Here is a 14,630-nt window from a genome sequence, read left to right on the forward strand (position 1 = left end):
CGCGACCGGGACCCTGCGCGTCAGGCCAGCGAGTCCAGCCATGCTTCGTGCAGGTCGGAGAACCTGCCCTCGCCGGAGGCGATCAGGTCCGCCGGGGTGCCGTCCTCGACGATCCGCCCGTGCTCCATGACGATCACCCGGTCGGCGATCTCGACCGTCGAGAGGCGGTGGGCGATGATCACCGCCGTCCGGCCGGCGAGCACGGTGCGCAACGCCTGCTGGACCAGCCGCTCGGACGGCACGTCGAGCGACGAGGTGGCCTCGTCGAGGATCAGCACCGCGGGGTCGGCGAGGAACGCGCGGGCGAAGGCCACCAGCTGCCGCTGCCCGGCGCTCAGCCGGCCGCCCTGGTTGGCCACCGCCGTCTCGTAGCCGTCCGGCAGCGCGGAGATGAAGTCGTGCGCGCCGAGCGCCCGCGTCGCGCCCTGGACGTCCTCCATCGTCGCGTCGGGCCGGCCGAACCGGATGTTGTCGGCGATGGTGCCGGAGAACAGGTAGTTCTCCTGGGTGACCATCACGACCGCGCGGCGCAGCACGTCGGAGGTGAGGTCGCGGAGGTCGACCCCGTCGAGGAGGACCCGGCCGGCCGTCGGGTCGTAGAACCGGGTCGCGAGCTTGGCCACCGTGGTCTTGCCGGCCCCGGTCGTGCCCACGAGCGCAAGCGTCTGGCCGGCCGGCACCCGCAGGTCGAGGCCCTCGAGGACCGGCCGGTCGTCGACGTACGCGAAGTCGACGGCGTCGAAGCGCACCTCGCCGCGCGGCGCGGGCAGGGCCTCGGGCCGGGTCGGCTCGGGCACGCCCGGCTGCTCCCGGAGCACACCGGCGAGCTTGTCCAGCGCCGCCGACGCCGACTGGAAGGTGTTGTAGAACTGGCTGATCTCCATCATCGGCTCGAAGAACTGCCGCAGGTAGAGCAGGAACGCGGCCAGCACGCCGACCGTGACCTCACCGTGGTAGGCGAGGTAGCCGCCGTAGATCAGGACGACCGCGATCGTGACATTGCCGATCAGCCGGATGCCGGGCATGAACCACACGACCAGTCGGAACGACGTCAGGTTGGCCGCGCGGTACTGGTCGTTGACGTCGTCGAAGATCTCCTGGTTACGGGGCTCCCGGCGGAAGGCCTGCACCGCGCGGATCCCGCCCATCGACTCGACGAAGTGGACGATGACGAGCGCGACCTTCTCACGCGTGACCCGGTAGGCACTGGCAGACGACTTGCGGAACCAGTTGGTGACCCAGAACAGGAACGGTCCGCAGCACAGCGCGACCAGACCCAGCTTCACATCGAGGAAGAGGAGCAGTCCGGCGGTGCCGACGAGCGTGAGCGCGGCAGTGACGAGTCCGTCGAAGCCGGTCTCGAGCATCTCGTAGATCGCGTCGACGTCGGAGGTCTGCCGTGAGATCACGCGGCCGGACGTGTAGTCGTCGTGGAACGCGGGGCTCAACGCCTGGAAGTGCCGGAACACCCGCCGGCGCACCTCGAACAGGACGTCCTGGCCCACCTTGCCCGAGCGGACCAGGAAGAGGTTGCGCGCGACGGCCTGGGTGAGCGTCGCGAGGAGCACGATGCCGACGATGACGAACAGCGGCTCGAGGTTGTTGTCGGCACGGATCGGCGGGATGCCGGTGTCGATGCCCTCCTTGACGAGGTAAGGGATCGAGAGGCGGGCGGCGTTCTCCACCAGCACGATCCCCACCAGCACCCACATCGCCCACTTGTAGGGTCGCAGCAGCTCCCGCAGCAAGGTGCCCGAGCCACCGACGAACTTCCGCTCGATGCGCTCGTTTCGCTCGTCCTCGTCGGCCTTGGCAACGCCGCGCCAGTCGGTGGCGGTCATGAGACAGCCTCCTCGAGCGACGGGTCGGCCGCGAGCAGCTCGCGGTAGGCGGGCACGGTGGCGAGCAGCTCGCGGTGCTCGCCGACGTGGGTGATCGTGCCGTCCTGGAGCAGCGCGACGCGGTCGGCGAGCATCACCGTCGACGCCCGGTGGGCCACGATGATGCCCGTGGTGTCGACCAGCACCCGGCGCAGCGCCTCCTCGACGAGCGCCTCGGTGTGGACGTCGAGCGCCGACAGGGTGTCGTCGAGCACGAGCACGGCGGGGCGCGACAGCACCGCGCGGGCGAGCGCGAGTCGTTGCCGTTGTCCTCCGGAGAGTGCCATCCCCTGCTCGCCGATCCTGGTGTCGAGGCCCCAGGGCAGGTCGCGGGCGAAGCCGGCCTGGGCGACGTCGAGCGCCTCTTGAATTTCCGCGTCGGACGCTGGGTTCGTCTCGGGGTCCCGCCCGAGGGTGAGGTTCTCGCGCGCGCTCATCGAGAAGAGGGTCGGGTCGTCGAACGCGGTCGCCACCAGCTGACGCAGATGAGCGACGTCGAGGTCGCGCAGGTCGACGCCGTCGATGGTGACCGCGCCGGCCGTCACGTCGAACAGCCGGGGCACGAGCGCCGTCAGGCTTGATTTCCCCGATCCGGTCGCACCGACCACGGCGACGGTCTCGCCGGGCTGGATGTCGAGATTGAGGTCGCGCAGCACCGGCTCGTCGAGCGCGCCTGGATAGGCGAAGTCGACGTGCTCGAAGCGCAGGTGGCCGCGCGGCTCGTCGATGGTGCGGGTGCCGCTCACGATGTCGGACTCGGTGTCGAAGATCTCGAGGATGCGAGCGGCCGACGTCATCGCCTCCTGCGCCATCGCGAGGATGATGCCGAGGGAGGAGACCGGCCACACCAACGAGAGCATCAAGGTGATGAACGCGACCAGCTCGCCGGGCGTGAGCGCGCCGCGGCCGACGCCGATCGCCCCGAACAGCAGGACGACGACGACCGCACAGTTGGGGATCACCTCGAGGAAGGTCCAGAACCGGGCTGAGAGCCGGACCTTGTCCATCGATGTCGCGTGCAGCTGGCGGGCGGCTGTCTCGTACTGGTCGCTGACGAAGCGGCTCCGTCCGAACGACTTGATCACCCGGATCGCAACGGCGGCCTCCTCTGCCCGGGTCGCCAGGTCGCCCTGCTCGTCCTGCACCCGGCGGGAGACGACGACGTACTCCTTCTCGAAGCGCATCGAGAGCCAGACGATGGGCGCGGCGGTGCACGCGACGACCAGGCCGAGCGGCCAGTACATCGCCAGCAGCACGCCGGTCACGGCGGTGACCTGGAGGATGTTGATGAACAGGAACAGCATCGCGAAGCCGAAGAACCGGCGGATCGACGACAGGTCGGTGGTGGCGCGCGAGAGCAGCTGACCCGACTGCCACCGGCTGTGGAAGCTCATCGGCAGTGCCTGCAGGTGCGCGTAGAGGTCGCGTCGCATCGCGGTCTCGACGTTGAGGACGGCGTTGGACTGGATCCACCGCCGCCACCAGGTGAGGAACGCCTCGAGCACGCCGAGGGCGAGCACGAGCAGGCCCAGCGGGAGCACCGGGTCGACCTCGCCGTCCGTGATCGGGCCGTCGATGAGCGCCTTGATCACCAGCGGGATCGCGATCGCTACCCCGATGCCGGCGAGCGCGGTCGTCACCATGATCACCAGCGCCACACGATGCGGGCGGAGGTAGGACCGCAGGCGCCACAAGGAGTGGACGCCTGCGGGAGGCGGATTGTCCGGATCAGGCCCGAGCGGGTCACGCTCCGACCGACCAGGAAGCTGAGGCGTGGAGGTCGTCATCGGTGCTCCGACCATAGGTCTGCGCACCGACAGACGCGAATCGTTTAAAGGTACGACGACCGGCCCGACCGGTCTCGTCGCCGGACTTCTGCGGCGGCGAATTCGGCGATTCGACCGCTCTCACCGTCGCGCCGGAATACCGTTCACGGTGATGGAGATCCACCACGCAGTCGAGGACATCTACCGCCGCAGCCCCGCGGCGTTCGACGACACCGAGCACCTGGTGTCGGCGCTGTCGGACTACATCGACACGGACGGCGCCGGGGCCGGCGAGATCCGCCTGGTCGTCGATGCGGTCGAGCTCGGCGCGTTCCAGCGGCTCCGTGAGCTGCGGGAGGTCGGTGCGAGCCCGCACGGCGCGATCACCGAGACCGCGACGACGCTCGCTCGCAAACGGGCGACCGACGAGCGCCGGTCGGCCTGGGCCTGCGCGGTGCTCGCCTACGCGACCGGCATGGTGAACGACGCCGACGTCCGCTCGTACCGGGCGCAGTGGGACCAGCCGGTCCCGTCCTCGGCACCGCTGCCTCCGACCCTGGCGCCGCCGCCGATGCCGGTCCCGCCGCCGCCCGGCGGCCCCGGCCAGGTGACGGTGGCGCCGTCCGTCGGCCAGCCCCACAGTCAGCCCCAGGGTCAGCCCCAGGGTCAGCCCCAGACGCAGCAGCCGTGGGCGCCTGCACCTCCCCCGACCTACTACTCCCCCGTGCCCCCACCCGCTCGGCGCGGGGTGCCCGGCTGGCTCTACGGCGCCCTCGCTGCCGTGCTCGTGCTGGTGGTCGCGGGCGTCGTCGGCGTGGTCGTGTTCGCCGGCGGGGACGACGATGATCCGCCGCCGAGCGACGATCCGGGCGCCGAGCGCGCCGCGCTCGGCACGCCGGAGGTCGGCACCTGCCACGCCCTGACGTCGGCCGACCTCTCGGGTGACCACGACACGAAGCCCCCCGTGCCGTGCGACGACGAGGCCGCGACGACGATCACCACCGACGTCGCGACCCTGCCGGAGTCCGTCGACCGGTCGAACCCGGACTCCGTGTGGGCGGCGATCGGATCCGAGTGCGCGCGGACCAGCATCTCCTACCTCGGCGGTCACGTGGAGGCGTTCGCCCGCTCCTCATGGACCGTCATCTACTTCGTCCCCACCGCTGACCAAGCGGACGCGGGCGCCGACTGGGCCCGGTGCGACCTGACCCTCCGCGCGGGCGGCGAGACCAAACCACTGCCCGACCCCGTTGAGGACACCGTCGACGACCTCCCCCTCGCCGACGAGGTGGCGCTGTGCGCCGAGGACTACACCTCCAGCGCAGGGCTCTACACGTCGTGCGACCTGCCCCACGAGTACCGGGTGACCGAGTCCGTCGTCCACGTGGGTGACCCGCCGTCCACCGCCGAGCTCACCGACGACGGCGGTCGGGCACTCTGTCCGAGCACCGACCCCGAGCACTTCGCGTACGCCGACGTGCCGGACCGAGCGTTCTGGGACGCCGGAGCGACGTACATCCTCTGCTTCTCCTGGGAGTGACCGCCCGGACGGGACCGGGGCTGGTTCAGGCGAGCAGCCCGCGCACCACCCGGAGCGCGACGGACACCCGGGCGAGGTCGGTGTCCTCGTCCGCGCAGATCGCACCGAGCGTCTCGACCGCCCGCTCGGCCACGCCGCCCGTGGCTGCCTCCCACTCGGCGACCCGGCGGGTCGCCTCGTCCCGAAGCTCGTCCGGGTCGGCCCTGGCATCGACGTCCTCGTCGGCGGAGGTGCTGGCGAGCACCTCGGCCGTGAGCCGCGCGTGCACCGCATGGAGGTCGTCGCGGAGTGCCGCCCGGGCCATCGTCTGCCACTGGTCGGCACGCGGCAGGTCGACGATACGCTGCTGGAGCACCGAGATGCCGAGCCGCTCGCCCAGGGCGAAGTGCACCCGCGCGACGTCGCGCGGCTCGAGGTCGTCACGGGTCGCGATCTCGACGACGTTGAGCAGCGCGTAGGCGACGTCGTACGACGCCACCCGCGCGGCGAGGTCTTCCGGCACGCCCTGTTCGACCAGCGCGGAGCGCCGCGAGTCGTACGCCGCCAGCTCGCGGCCGATGAGCAGCTGCGGCAGCTCGAGCATGGCGGCCTGGACGGGTCCCGCGAACAGGTCGACCGTGGCCTGGCTGTCGAGCGGCGGCCGGCGGTTGGTGACCAGCCAGCGCGACGCCCGCTCGACGAGGGTGCGCATGTCGACCCGCATCCGGGTCTGCACGGCCGCGTCGATCTTGTTGTCGTAGGTGGCGAGCTCCTCGCGCAGCGGCAGCGACCCGTAGATCTCGCGCGCGACGAAGTTGGCGCGGGTCAGCTCGGCGGCCGAGGCGCCGGTCTCCCCCGCCAGCCGCGGCCAGTAGGTCATGCCGGCGCCGTTGACGAGGTCGCCCACCACCTGCGTCACGATGATCTCGCGCCGGAGCGGGTGCTCCTCGATCTGCGGCGTGAAGCCCTCGCGGACCGCCTCCGGGAAGTAGGACACCAGATCGAGCAGGAGGTAGGGGTCCTCCGGCAGGTCGGAGGCCAGCAGCTCCTCGGCCAGCACGATCTTGGTGTAGGCCATCAGGACCGAGAGCTCCGGCTGGGTGAGGGCGCCGCCATGCTCGAGCCGGCGCTTGACCTCGGCCTTGCCGGGGAGCGCCTCGAGATCGCGGTCGAGGCGCCCCTCGGTCTCGAGCTGGCGCATCCACTGCTCGTGGACGTGGAGCAGCGACGGCGCGTTGCGGGTGGCGTTGGCGAGCGCGATGTTCTGCTCGTAGTTGTCGCGCAGCACCAGTTCTGCGACGTCGTCGGTCATCGAGGCCAACAGCTTGTTGCGCTGCTTCTGGGTCAAGTCGCCGTCGCGGACCACCCGGTCGAGGAGGATCTTCAGGTTGACCTCGCGGTCGGAGGTGTCGACACCGGCCGAGTTGTCGATGAAGTCGGTGTTGATCTTGCCTCCGTCGCGGGCGAACTCGATCCGGCCGCGCTGGGTGCAGCCCAGGTTGCCCCCCTCACCGACGACCCGCACCCGCAGTTCGGTGCCGTTGACCCGGATCGCGTCGTTCGCCTTGTCGCCGGCGTCGGCGTTGGTCTCCGTCGACGCCTTGACGTAGGTGCCGATGCCGCCGTTCCAGAGCAGGTGGACCGGCGCCAGCAGGATCGCCTTCATCAGCTCCGCCGGAGTGATCGCATCGACGTTCCGGGCGATCCCGAGCCATGCCCGGATCTGGTGGTTGACCGGGATCGACTTCGCGGAGCGCGGGAAAACCCCGCCCCCCTCCGAGATCAGCGACCTGTCGTAGTCCTGCCAGCTCGACCGCGGCAGGTCGAACAGCCGCTTGCGCTCGGCGTACGACCTCGCAGCGTCCGGCTCGGGATCGATGAAGATGTCACGGTGGTCGAACGCCGCCACCAGGAGGATGTGCTCGGAGCAGAGCATGCCGTTGCCGAAGACGTCGCCGGACATGTCGCCGACGCCGACCACGGTGAAGTCCTCGTTCTGGCAGTCGATGCCGAGCTCGCGGAAGTGGCGGCGTACCGACACCCAGGCGCCGCGGGCGGTGATGCCCATCGCCTTGTGGTCGTAGCCGACCGACCCGCCGCTGGCGAACGCGTCGCCGAGCCAGAAGCCGTAGTCCTTCGAGACGCCGTTGGCGATGTCGGAGAACGTCGCCGTGCCCTTGTCGGCCGCGACGACGAGGTAGGAGTCGTTGCCGTCACGTCGTACGACGCGCTCGGGCGGGACGGTCTCCCCCGCCGCCAGGTTGTCGGTGACGTCGAGCAGGCCACGGATGAAGGTCTTGTAGCACTCGATCCCCTCGGCCAGCCAGGCGTCGCGGTCGGAGGAGTCGGGCAGCTGCTTGGCGTAGAACCCGCCCTTCGCGCCGACCGGCACGATCACGGTGTTCTTCACCATCTGCGCCTTGACCAGGCCCAGGATCTCGGTGCGGAAGTCGTCGCGCCGGTCCGACCAGCGCAGGCCCCCGCGGGCGACGGCGCCGAACCGCAGGTGCACCCCCTCGACCCGCGGCGAGTACACGAAGATCTCGAACTTCGGCCGCGGCTCCGGCAGGTCCGGGATCGCCGACGGCTCCATCTTGAGCGAGAGGTACGACTTCGGGCGCTTGCCGTCCCCCGCGTACTGGAAGTAGTTGGTGCGCAGCGTCGCGCGGATGTGCGTCAGGTAGGAGCGCAGGATCCGGTCGTGGTCGAGGCTCACGACGTCGTCGAGCGCCTTCTTGATCCGCTCGTCGAGGTCGGCCTCGCCCTTCGCCCGCGCGGCGTCGCCGAGGTCGGGGTCGAAGCGGGTCTCGAAGAGCGTCACCAGCATCCGGGCCAGGTCGACGTTGTCGGCCAGGGCGCCCTCGATCGAGTCGATCGCGAAGGGCGAGTTGCCCTGCCGCATGTACTTCGCGTAGGCCCGCAGCAGCATCGCCTGCCGCCAGGTCAGCGATGCCCGCAGCACCAACCGGTTGAACCCGTCGATCTCGGTGTAGCCGTCCCAGATCGCGCGCAGGGCGTCGGCGAACAGCGCACGCGCCTGGTCCGGCAGGGGCGCGCCGTACCGCAGCCCGAAGTCGTAGATGTGGGAGACCCGCTCGAGGCCGGCCAGTGCGTAGGGTCGCTCGTCGACGACCTCCACACCCATCGACGACAGCATCGGGAGCACCTCGGACAGCGACAGCGGCGACCCGACGCGGAACACCTTGAGCCGTGCCTCGCCCTCGGGCGCGTCGAGCTCGGAGTAGAGCGTCTGGTCGACGCCGGCGTCGCCCTGGATCGCCTCGAGCCGGCCGAGGTCGACCGCCGCGGTCCGCGCCGGGAAGTCCTCCTTGTAGGCCTCCGGGAACGCGTCGACGTAGCGCCGGCCGAGGATCGCGCCGACCTCCTCGCCGTACTCGGCCGACACGGCGGTGAGGAAGTCCTCGTGCCACGACCGCGAGGCGTCGATCAGCCGGCGCTCGACGTCCGCGGTGTCGATGCTGTCGGGGATCGTCTCCCCCGCCGGCATCCGGACCACGAAGTGCACCCGCGCGGTCGTCGACTCGCTGATGCTGACGTTGAACTCGATCGAGTCGGGGTCGATCCGGCCGCCACCGATCACCTGGGACAGGATCCGCACGAACTTCTGCCGGACGCTGGTGTTGTAGCGGTCGCGGGGCAGGTAGATGAGGACCGAGAGGTAGCGGCCGTACATGTCGCGCCGGATGAACAGGCGGACGGCGCGGCGCTCGCGCGCCTGCATCGCGGCCTCCGCGATCGGGGCGAGCTCCTCGACCGGGGTGTGGAAGAGCTCGTCGCGCGGGTAGGTCTCGAGGGTGTCGAGGAGCGCGTTGCCGTCGTGGCTGCGCGGGTCGAGGCCCGTCGTCTCGAGCACGGCGTCGACCTTGTCGCGGAGCAACGGCACCCGGAGCACCGACTCGGTGTAGGCAGCGCTCGACAGCAGGCCGAGGAAGCGCCGCTCGCCGACCACCTCGCCGTCGGCGCCGAACACCTTGACCCCCACGTAGTCGAGGTACGCCGGGCGGTGGACGGTCGCCTTGGAGTTCGCCTTCGCGAGCACGAGCAGCGTCTTCTCGCGGGCCTTCGCCTTCACCGCGCCGGACAGGCGCCCGAAGGACGACGACTTGTGGTCGCCCGCACTGGCGTCGCGGAGGATGCCGAGGCCGCTGTCGGGCACCGGCCGGAGGACGTCCTCGGTGCCGCCATCAGCCGAGACCTGCTCCAGCTGGTACTCCCGGTAGCCGAGGAAGGTGAAGTGCTCGGCGGCGAGCCACTCCAGCAGGGCCCGGCCCTCGCTGACCTCGTCCTCGGGCAGCGGCGGCGGGTCCGACTCGAGGTCGGCGACGATGGTGCGCGCCTGCTCCTGCATGGCCGACCAGTCCTCGACCGCGGCGCGCACGTCACCGAGCACCCGTCGTACGTCGTCGGCGAGCCGGTCGGCCTCGTCGGAGTCCTCCGCGATCCGGTCGATCTCGACGTGCATCCACGACTCGCGCAGCGCCCCGGAGGGCGGCGCCGCCGACCCCGTCGCCACCGGGCGCAGCGCGGTCAGCTTGCCCTTGTCGTCGCGCACCGCGTCGAGCGTCGGGTGCAGCACCAGGTGGGCGTCGCGGTGCTGCCGCGCCAGCTCCATGGTGAGCGAGTCGACGAGGAACGACATGTCGTCGGTGACCACCTCGACCACGGAGTGCCCGCCCGCCGACCAGCCGTGCTCGGCGACGGTGGGCGTGTAGACGCGGACCTTCGTGGTCCCGGGCTGTCGCTCGGCGGCCAGGTGGTGGTGCGAGGCGTACGCGCCGTAGACGTCGACGTCGGAGCGGGCGGCGAGCTCCTCGGTGCCGACGTGGCGGTAGTACGCCGCGAGCAGTGGGACCAGCTCGTCACCCGGTGGGGCCGAGGCGCCCTTGCCATGGCGGGCCACCTCGGCGGCCTGGTCGAAGATCTGGTCCCGGTCGGTGTGGTGCGTCGTCGTTGACACGAACTCACACTAGGACCGCGGGCTTGAGGCTCACAACATCGCCCGGGGAAAGTGCCGGGCGCCGGTGAGATGTGTCCGCCGATAGGCCAAGATGTGCGCCATGAGGTTCCAGCAGACGGCGACGTACGACGCCCCCGTGGCGGACGTGTTCGCCATGCTCACCGACCCCGCCTGGCGGGAGAAGGTCGGCGTCGCGCAAGGCGTGGTGTCGTCCGACGTGACCGTCACTCCGGAGGGCACCGAGGGCCGCCGGGTCGTGATCGACCAGGTGCAGGACACCGAGGGGCTCCCGGCGATCGCCAAGAAGATCGCCGGTCCCACCACGCGCGCCATCGTCACCGAGGTCTGGTCCTCCCCCACGACGGGCACGATCGAGATCCTCGCGCCGGGCAAGCCGACCAAGGCGGTCGGCACGGTGTCCCTCGTCGCGGACGGGGACAGGACCCGTCACGTCACCGACTTGGAGGTCACCGTCAAGGTGCCGATCCTCGGGGGCAAGCTCGAACAAGTGATGGCCGACAACATCGGTCGGGGACTCGAGGTCGAGCAGGCCGTCGGCGTCGCCTGGCTGGAAGGAGACCGCTGAAGTGGCAACCAGGATCGTGCACGAGCTGAAGTACGACGCACCGCTGGCCGACGTCGCCGCGATGCTCGCGGACCCGGCCTTCCGCAACGAGGTGTGCGTCGACCAGCGCGCGACCAAGCACTCGGTCTCCATCGAGGGCGTGCAGGGCGACCCGATGAAGGTCCAGATCGCGTACTCCCAGCCGACCGACCGGGTGCCGGGCTTCGCGAAGAAGTTCGTCGGCTCCGAGACCGACATCGTGCAGTCGGAGACCTGGCCCAGCCCGGAGCACGGCGACATCCACGTGACCATCCCCGGCAAGCCCGGCGAGCTGGTCGGCACCGCCGTGCTCACCGAGAAGGACGGCGTCACCACCGAGACCGTCACCCTCGACATCACGGTCCGGATCCCGCTCATCGCCGGGAAGATCGAGGCGCTGATCGGCAAGATCTTCGGCAGCGCGATGCGGGCCGAGAACCGCACCGGCGTGGCCTGGCTGGCCCGCTAGCTACTGCGGGTCCGTCTCGGCTTCCTCGGCCTCCTCGCGCGCGTCCCTGCGGCGCTGGACGACGACCACCGCGCCGAGGATGAGGAACGGGCCGAAGGCCAGCACGATCGTCAGCACCTGCTCCACGGGGTGCAGGGTGCCGAGGTGCCAGGGAGTCACGGCGGTAGTTTCGCAGGTCTCGGGACAGACGCTGCGCGACCTCCTCGACCACCGAGATGATCACCCCATGTACGGGTAGGTGTGGTCCTTCGGGGGCGACAGCGTCTCCTTGATGGACCGCGGCGAGGTCCAGCGCAGCAGGTTGGACGCGGCGCCGGCCTTGTCGTTGGTGCCCGAGGCCCGGCCGCCGCCGAACGGCTGCTGGCCGACGACTGCGCCGGTGGGCTTGTCGTTGATGTAGAAGTTGCCGGCGGCGAACCGCAGGGTCATCCGCGCCCACCGGATCGCGGACCGGTCCTGGGCGATGATCGCGCCGGTCAGGGCGTACGGCGCCGCGGACTCGGCCTGCATCACGACCTTCTCGAAGTCGGCGTCGTCGTAGACGTGGATCGCGAGGATCGGCCCGAAGTACTCGGTCGTGAACATCTCGTCGGTCGGGTCCTCACCGACCACGATCGTCGGCCGGACGAACCAGCCGACCGCGTCATCCGTCGTACCGCCGGCGACGACCTGGAGGCCCGATGTCGCCTTCGCGCGCTCGATCGCAGCGGTGTGCTTCTTGAACGCCCGGTCGTCGATCACCGCGCCGAGGAAGTGGGAGAAGTCGGTGGGGTCACCCACCGACAGCGCGTCGGTCTTGGCGATCAGGTCGTCGCCCATCCGCTCCCACACCGACCGCGCGACGTAGGCGCGGGACGCCGCGGAGCACTTCTGTCCCGAGTACTCGAACGCACCGCGGATCAGCGCCGTCGTGACCACCTCGGGGTCGGCCGACGGGTGGGCGATCACGAAGTCCTTGCCGCCGGTCTCCCCGACCAGCCGCGGATAGGTGCGGTACGACGGCAGGTTCGCGCCGACCGTCTGCCACAGCCGCTGGAACGTCGGGGTCGACCCGGTGAAGTGGATGCCGGCGAGGTCCGGGTGCGCGAGCGCGAACTCGGAGACCGCGAGCCCGTCACCCGGGAGCATGTTGATCACACCCGGCGGCATGCCGGCCTCGACCAGCAGCTCCATCGTCAGTGACGCCGCGTGCTGCTGGGTCGGGCTCGGCTTCCAGATCACCGTGTTGCCCATCAGCGCCGGCGCCGTCGGCAGGTTGCCCGCGATCGCGGTGAAGTTGAACGGCGTGATCGCGTAGACGAAGCCCTCCAGCGGCCGGTGGTCCGTGCGGTTCCACACGCCCGGGCTGTTGGCGATCGGCTGCTCGGTCAGGATCTGCTTGGCGTAGTGGACGTTGAACCGCCAGAAGTCGATCAGCTCGCACGCCGCGTCGATCTCCGCCTGGAACGCGGTCTTCGACTGGCCCAGCACCGTCGCGGCGTTCAGCCGCTGCCGCCACGGACCCGCCAGCAGCTCCGCCGCCTTGAGCAGGATCGCGCACCGCTCGTCGAACGGCATCGCCCGCCACTCAGGAGCGGCATCCGTCGCCGCATCGACCGCGCGCTGGGCGTCGGCCTGGGTGGCGTGCTTCAGCACGCCGAGCACATGGGCGTGGTCGTGCGGCTGGACGACCGCGAGCTCGGACCCGCCGCCCGCGACCCACTCACCGCCGATGTAGGCGTCCATCCGGTGCTCGGTCGCCTCCTGCCGGAGGATCTCGGCGGAGAGGGCGTCGCGCTCCGGGGTGCCGGGCGCATAGGTCAGGTTGGGCTCGTTCGTGGGAGCCGGGGGGAACGTGATGGCGTCCATGCTCCCGATGCTGTCAGACAATCAACCGCGGCCCAACCACAGGGCGCCCGCCGGTTCAGCTCGTGGTGCCCTTGCCCTTCGGCTTCGTCCGGGCGTTCGTCGTACGACGACCGCGCGGCGCGCGCTGGCGCCCGGCGGACGACACCTCGAGCAGCTCGTCGAGCGCCTCGCGGAGGCAGATGCCGAGCAGGTCCGCGTCGGGCACGAGGTCGCGGTCAGCGGTGATGCCGTAGAAGACGCCGCCGTTGTAGGACGTGACGCTGATGACCAGCGGGTGACCGGGAACGAGCGGGGCGACGGGATAGCTCGCCAGCATCTCCGCGCCCGCCGCGTAGAGCGGCGCCTGCGGCCCGGGGACGTTGGTCACCGACAGCTGGTAGCCGCGGCGCAGCTCGTCCGCCGCCACCCGCGAGCCGATCGCGTGGAAGGTCGTCGGCGCGAAGCCCGCGACGCCGGCCAGCCGGTTGGCCGCCACGCTGCGCCCGGTCTCCTTGTGGGCCTGGAACGAGTAGGAGACCTGGTGGAGGCGGACGACCGGGCTCGCCTCGCCGATCGGCAGGTCGACGAAGTGCGCCGCGATCTGGCTGCCGAGCGAGGTCGCCTCGAGCTCCTCGTCGATGACCGACACCGGTACGACGGCCCGGACCTGCCGGATGCCGCCCATCGACTCGGCGCGGGTCATCAGCCACGACCGCAGGCCGCCGGTGACGGTCGCGAGGATGACGTCGTTGACCGTGCCACCGTGCGCCTGGCGGACCTTGCGGTAGTCGGACAGGCAGGTCTGCACGGTCACGACCCGGCGCTGCTGGGACAGCTCGCCGCTGATCATCCCGCGGGACTTGGGTCGGCGCCCGGTGACCGCGCCGAGGACGCTGCGCACCCGCTTGGTGCGCTCGTCGACCTCGCGCACCATGGCCCGGCCGGTGCCGCGCACCGTGTTGACGACGGTCTGGCCGTCGATGATCGCGTCCCGCACCGCGCCGGCGACGAGCGCACCGGGCGCCGGGGCGCGCCGCGGCTCCCAGTCGTCGGGCTCGAACTCGCGCGGGGTGGGCTGGGCGTCGAGCAGAAGCTGCCCGAGGTCGACGGTGTGGACGCCGTCGACGAGCGCCTGGTGGGTCTTCGACAGGATCGCGACCCGGCCATCCTCCAGGCCCTCGACGAAGTAGACCTCCCACAGCGGACGGGTCCGGTCGACCGGCCGGGAGACGATCCGCGACGCGAGCTCGAGGAGCTGGCCCGACGTACCCGGGCGCGGCAGCGCGGAGCGCCGGACGTGGAAGCCCAGGTCGAAGTTCTCGTCGTCGATCCAGAGCGGAGCCGCGAGGTGGCCCGGGACGACCTGGATCCGCTGGCGATAGCGCGGCACGAACGCGATCCGGTCGCGGATCAGCTCAACCAGGCGCGTGTAGTCGAATCCCGAGTCACCCGGGTCGAAGATCTCGATCGTGGCGTTGTGGAGCGGCGTCTCGGCGGTCTCGGAGGTCAAGAAAGCAAGGTCGCGTGCGCGTACACGATCGACCACGGCACTACCTACCTTCTGCGACGAGCCCCCCGTCAAGCCCC

General features: G+C 70.7%; 9 protein-coding genes. 3 read left to right on the plus strand and 6 right to left on the minus strand.

The genetic code is table 11. The features are described 5' to 3' along the window. Window positions 1-20: 20 nt before the first annotated feature. Entirely contained in the window at window positions 21-1,841 is a 1,821-nt protein-coding gene (locus D0Z08_RS07090) for an ABC transporter ATP-binding protein (protein WP_118924055.1), read from the minus strand. Next, complete coding sequence (locus D0Z08_RS07095) at window positions 1,838-3,667, minus strand: ABC transporter ATP-binding protein (RefSeq protein WP_118924177.1); 1,830 nt, start codon at window positions 3,665-3,667, stop codon at window positions 1,838-1,840. Before D0Z08_RS07095 ends, D0Z08_RS07090 begins: the two co-directional genes overlap by 4 nt. Window positions 3,668-3,818: 151 nt before the next feature. Here D0Z08_RS07095 and D0Z08_RS07100 point away from each other — a divergent pair, with 151 nt between their 5' ends. Then, window positions 3,819-5,186, plus strand: a complete 1,368-nt coding sequence (locus tag D0Z08_RS07100; RefSeq protein ID WP_118924057.1) for a septum formation family protein — start codon at window positions 3,819-3,821, stop codon at window positions 5,184-5,186. 25 nt (window positions 5,187-5,211) lie between these two features. On the opposite strand, the gene D0Z08_RS07105 is transcribed toward D0Z08_RS07100, so the two are convergent. Continuing rightward, window positions 5,212-10,143: an NAD-glutamate dehydrogenase gene (locus D0Z08_RS07105; protein ID WP_118924059.1), complete on the minus strand. Its 4,932-nt coding sequence runs from the start codon at window positions 10,141-10,143 to the stop codon at window positions 5,212-5,214. 100 nt (window positions 10,144-10,243) lie between these two features. Between D0Z08_RS07105 and D0Z08_RS07110 the strand changes: the two genes are divergently transcribed. Continuing rightward, window positions 10,244-10,729, plus strand: coding sequence for a DUF2505 domain-containing protein (locus D0Z08_RS07110; RefSeq protein WP_182481207.1), 486 nt, complete (start codon window positions 10,244-10,246; stop codon window positions 10,727-10,729). Between the two features lies 1 nt (window position 10,730). Then, window positions 10,731-11,216 carry a DUF2505 domain-containing protein gene (locus D0Z08_RS07115; protein ID WP_118924063.1) on the plus strand — a complete coding sequence of 162 codons (486 nt, stop codon included), beginning with the start codon at window positions 10,731-10,733 and terminating at the stop codon, window positions 11,214-11,216. Here the strand turns inward: D0Z08_RS07115 and D0Z08_RS32000 are convergent, their stop codons facing one another. Genes D0Z08_RS32000 through D0Z08_RS07125 form a run of 3 tightly spaced genes read right to left on the minus strand, consistent with a single transcriptional unit; the run spans window position 11,217 to window position 14,553 of the window. Further along, entirely contained in the window at window positions 11,217-11,375 is a 159-nt protein-coding gene (locus D0Z08_RS32000) for a hypothetical protein (RefSeq protein ID WP_182481208.1), read from the minus strand. Window positions 11,376-11,435: 60 nt separating this feature from the next. Next, the gene (gene pruA, locus D0Z08_RS07120; RefSeq protein ID WP_118924065.1) at window positions 11,436-13,064 is read right to left on the minus strand and encodes an L-glutamate gamma-semialdehyde dehydrogenase; all 1,629 of its coding nucleotides are present in this window, start codon (window positions 13,062-13,064) and stop codon (window positions 11,436-11,438) included. 55 nt (window positions 13,065-13,119) lie between these two features. Then, window positions 13,120-14,553 (minus strand): WS/DGAT/MGAT family O-acyltransferase, encoded by a 1,434-nt coding sequence (locus D0Z08_RS07125; RefSeq protein WP_245993726.1) that lies wholly within the window; start codon window positions 14,551-14,553, stop codon window positions 13,120-13,122. Between the last annotated feature and the right edge of the window lie 77 nt (window positions 14,554-14,630).

Source organism: Nocardioides immobilis (assembly GCF_003515065.1).
GTDB lineage: Bacteria > Actinomycetota > Actinomycetes > Propionibacteriales > Nocardioidaceae > Nocardioides > Nocardioides immobilis.